General features: G+C 73.0%; 3 protein-coding genes. All 3 read right to left on the bottom strand.

Features of this window, described 5'->3' with window-relative positions; genetic code table 11:
* Positions 1-1,360, bottom strand: a 1,360-nt coding sequence (locus tag E1264_RS41835; protein ID WP_207936978.1) for a hypothetical protein, incomplete at its 3' end; no start/stop codon positions are given.
* The gene (locus E1264_RS41840) at positions 1,360-1,677 is read right to left on the bottom strand and encodes a hypothetical protein (protein WP_132183013.1); all 318 of its coding nucleotides are present in this window, start codon (positions 1,675-1,677) and stop codon (positions 1,360-1,362) included. The genes E1264_RS41835 and E1264_RS41840, both read right to left, overlap by 1 nt.
* Before the next feature lies 1 nt (position 1,678).
* Positions 1,679-2,627, bottom strand: a 949-nt coding sequence (locus E1264_RS44295) for a conjugal transfer protein TraI (protein ID WP_165964660.1), incomplete at its 5' end; no start/stop codon positions are given.

Here is a 2,627-nt window from a genome sequence, read left to right on the forward strand (position 1 = left end):
CGGTCGGGCCCTGGATGAGGGTGGTGGCGATGCCCTCGAACATCCGCCAGTCCCCGACGCCCTTGAGGTCGGCGATGCGGAACTCCACCGACCGGTCCAGCGCCGCCCACAGTGCCAGGGCGCGCAGTGCGGCGGTCTTGCCCTGGTTGGACAGGCCCGTGACCAGTAGGTGCCGCTGCCACAGCGGGAGCGTGACCGCGTCCCCGCGCAGGTCCTGACCCCACGGCGCCCGGCCGGAGTGGATGTCGGCGGTCAGTGTCTGATCGGTGACCAGCGGGGAGGGGCCGATCGGCTCATCCAGCGCGCCGGAGTCAGCCACCCACAGGCGCACGGTCCGGGCGGCCGGGGGGATGGTGATGTGCAGTTCGTGTTCGTGGCGGTCCAGGTTCTCGGCCAGCTTGCGGCGCTTGGCCTTGACCTCCGCGGTCGACACCCCGGACGGCAACGTGACATCGACTTCGACTCCGCACCCGGCGATCCGGATCACCGACAGCCAGGAGGCGGCGGCCTCTCCGGCGTCGGTGATGGCCTTGCGCAGCGCGGGGATGCCCAGGTCCCGCAGCGCCAGCACCACCCGCCCCGGGGTGACCGGCTCACCGGCGGTGTCCTGCTCGGGGGCCAGCCACGACAGGACCGGTCCGCGGCGCCGTCCCTCGTTCCACAGCCACGCCACCGTCAGCCACGGCGCCGCCGCCAGGGCGGGTCCCCATGCGGTTTCCACCGCGACGGCGGTGCCGTGCACCACGGCGACGGCGCCCATCAGCGGGTCGTTGACCAGCGCGGCGTTGTCTTCGGCCACCGCCATCACCACACCCAGCCCCAGCAGCCCCCCGACGCCGGTGGCGACGCTGACGGCGGCGGTCTTGGCGATCTGGACGGGGTGGGTGATCCAGTCCATCACCCGCTGGTGGCGGCGCTGCCGTTCGGCCACCGACCGCGCCTCCCACTCCCTGACGGCCTCGAAATCACCGGCGGCCTCGGCCGCGCGCATCATCCGCTCGTAGCGGGAGTTGGTCTTGGCCTCCCACACCCGCCGGGCCACCACACCCGCCCCGACCGGCACGAACACCGCATGCCGCACGATGAACCGCGCCGCGGTCCGGGTCCGCTCATCACCACCCAGCCGCCGCACCGCGCCCGCCAGCCACCGCGCGTCGGAGCGGTAGCCGCGCCACCGCGCGAACGCCTGCTCACGCTGGCTGAACATCCGCGCGTACTCGGCTGCGGTCAGCACCCGCCCCGACACCGCCTCGGCTTCCCCGGCCTGCCCGGATTTCCCGGGCTTGTGGGGCTGTTCGTGCTGGTCAACGGGCAGCCGCACCACGGTGGCAAGCTCGCTGGCCTTGCTGGTGTCGCCCATTATTCGGTCTCCTCACGTGCGTCGATGGCCGTAGGCGCGGCCGTGTTCAACTGGCGGTGCCGGTGGGCCTGGCGGGTCTCCTGCGCCGCCCACACACCGGCAACACCGGCGGCCAGCAGCACGAACCACCACGAGGTGGCCACGGCCAGGCCCAGCGGCACACCCACACCGGCCAGCTCCACCAGGTGCCAGCGCACCCACGCCGCCAGCGGGTCGGCCGCCTCCTCCTCCCACCGCACGGGGGAGGAGGAGGCGGCACCGAAACTCGGCGGCGGAGTCACCCGCACCGGCGCGTCTTGGCGGTCCGGCTCAGTCATCTCAACCGCCCCCGCGTAGTTCGTCGCGGACGTGGCGGGCGGTGTCCATCCCGCACCGCAGGGCTTGACGCAGAGCGTTGGCCGACGGCGCGGCGGGCAGATCACCCGAGGCGATCAGCAGCCGGGCGCGGTCGGTCAACGCGGCCACGTCCACCCGGTCCACACCGTTGCCCGGGGGGTTACCGGCGGGCCGGTCGGCACCGGCGTTTGCGCTGTACGTAGGGGCAGTAAGGGGCCCGGTAACCCCTGCGGCACCGGCGGGGCGGTGGTCCAGGCGGGCGAACGCCTCCAGGATGATCGGCAGCGCGGTCACCACCGCCACCGCCACGATCGGACCGAGGATGTGCAGCACCAGCCGGGACACCTCGAAGGTGTCGGCGACGCCGGGCAGGTAGGGCCAGGCGTTCATGGTCAGTGTCAGGCCCAGGAACCCGTACTCGATCCGGTCGAGCTTGCTCGACTTGATCGGCTGCCCGCGGGTGCCCAGGTAGGCCTTGGCGCCCACCACGGTCAGCAGCGCCAGCGACATGAACGGCTCGACCAGCCACGCGAACACCCATCCGGGCGTCCACGCCTTGGCGTCACCGGCGGCGAACGCTTGGACCCCGGCGGTTGACCAGGCCAGCGCCAGTGTCAGCGCCACCATGCCCGCGGTCACCAGCAGGCGGCGCATCCGAGCGGCCTGCCATGCCCGCATCGCCGGGTCCTGCCCGAGCTGGTGAAGCCGGGACGCCTCATACGCCTTCTTGCGGCGCTTGCGAACCCGGTCCGAGTCCAGCACCAGCGGGGTGTCGTCGTCCTGCAGCTCGGCCAGGTGGTGCGCCTCGGCGACCTCCCCGGCCAGCCTGCGGACACGGCGGGTCTGGCCGGCAGGCTCCTCCGGACGCTGTTCGGGCCGTTGGGCGGGCTGTTGGGTGGGCTGTTGGGTGGGCTGTTGGGCGGCCAGGTAG

The sequence above is a fragment of the Actinomadura sp. KC216 genome (assembly GCF_004348535.1).
Taxonomy (GTDB): Bacteria; Actinomycetota; Actinomycetes; order Streptosporangiales; family Streptosporangiaceae; genus Spirillospora.

Excerpts from the sequence above, each read along its gene's own strand:
- E1264_RS41840 (WP_132183013.1), bottom strand. The coding sequence starts at position 1,677 with ATGACTGAGCCGGACCGCCAAGACGCGCCGGTGCGGGTGACTCCGCCG.